The following is a 1,401-nucleotide window of genomic DNA, read 5'->3' on the forward strand; positions in this document are numbered from 1 at the left end:
CTTCGTCATCAGCCTGAAAACCTTGAACTTGCATTCCAGTATTATTAACAAGGAAGCCTTCTCGGTTCACACCAAATTGCCCTGCACGCGTATATTTCACTTCATCGTTATCATTGACGATGAAGTAACCGTTACCGGTAATCGCCATATCAAGGCCGTTATCAGTGAACTCAACATTACCTTGGCTGTGGATCTGACGAATAGCCTGCACCTGCACACCATCACCAACGTCGGTTACCCCACCGCCAAAAAAGCTATTTGAATAGGCATCACCAAATTCAGCACGTGAACGCTTGAAACCAACCGTACTTGCATTCGCAATATTATTACCAGTGACCTCGAGGTCTGTTGCGGATACTTTTAATCCACTGAGTGCTACATTGAATGTCATATTGAACCTCTACTGATTAATTAATTAATTTCGCGCACGTTCTCTAACGGAACGCCACCTAAGCCAGCCAAGTTAAGTGTCACTTCGCCGCTTTGAGCGATTGATACACTATTCACTTGCGAAGCAAACAAGGTATCGACCTGCTCAGCGCCCGCGCTTGTTTTTATTTCTGCTTTTATTGTGTATTTGTCTGCAGGCATCTGATCACCCTGCTCATTCAAACCATCCCATTCAAACGGCACTGAACCGGCAAATTGTTGCCCAAGGTCAACACGCCGCACGAGCTCACCTGAACCATTCAAAATAGAGATAGAAAGATTGCTAGTTCCAGACGGAATGTCTGCAATGCCGCTAATCGTTCCACTTGCCGAAAGTGGAGCCTCAGCGCCTGGCACCAACACAGAGCGCCCAACCATGGCAGACGCTTGCAATGCTTGTGTAGACTGGAACTTATTGGTGAAGTTATTCACCGTGTTGTTAATTTGTTGCATTTCTTCTAGCGCACTAAATTCAGCTAGCTGCGAGATAAAGGCACCGTTATCTTGAGGCTCAAGAGGGTTTTGATTCTCGAGCTGAGCGATCATCAGATCCAAAAACTCGTTTTTACCCAAGTCACCTTTCTTTGCCGCTTCGCCGTTATTTTCTAAGCGATACTGCGCTAGAGGATCAGCAACACCGGAGGTATTAATACTTGTCATCGTCTATCTCGCCTATTGGCCTAAAGTTAAAATTCGTTGCATCATGGTTTTGGCTGCCTCCATGACATCGACATTTGTTTGAAAACTGCGCGAGGCGGACATCATGTCAGCCATTTCCTCTACAACATTCACATTGGGATATATGACGTAGCCCTGCTCATCCGCCAAAGGGTGATCCGGCTGATAACGCATATCCAACGCTGCATCACTCTCGACAATACCTTTAATCTGAACACCTTGAGAACCCGCATCTGTCATACTCGGCATTGCACCTGTCATAGCGCTTTCTTGAATCGCTGCAAATACAGGCTT

General features: G+C 46.1%; 3 protein-coding genes. All 3 read right to left on the reverse strand.

From position 1 onward, the window contains the following. Positions 1–391 (reverse strand): flagellar hook-basal body complex protein (locus A3738_RS01075; RefSeq protein ID WP_156503859.1); only part of this gene is annotated, 391 nt, incomplete at its 3' end. A gap of 20 nt (positions 392–411) precedes the next feature. Further along, a complete protein-coding gene (locus tag A3738_RS01080) occupies positions 412–1,089 on the reverse strand; it encodes a flagellar hook assembly protein FlgD (protein ID WP_068476539.1) in 678 nt (225 codons plus the stop codon). A gap of 12 nt (positions 1,090–1,101) precedes the next feature. Continuing rightward, on the reverse strand, positions 1,102–1,401 hold a 300-nt coding region (gene flgC / locus A3738_RS01085; protein WP_156503860.1), incomplete at its 5' end, for a flagellar basal body rod protein FlgC.

The sequence above is a fragment of the Oleiphilus sp. HI0066 genome (assembly GCF_001635725.1).

Coding starts and splice junctions, on each gene's coding strand:
- A3738_RS01080 (WP_068476539.1), bottom strand. CDS start 1,089: ATGACAAGTATTAATACCTCCGGTGTTGCTGATCCTCTAGCGCAGTAT.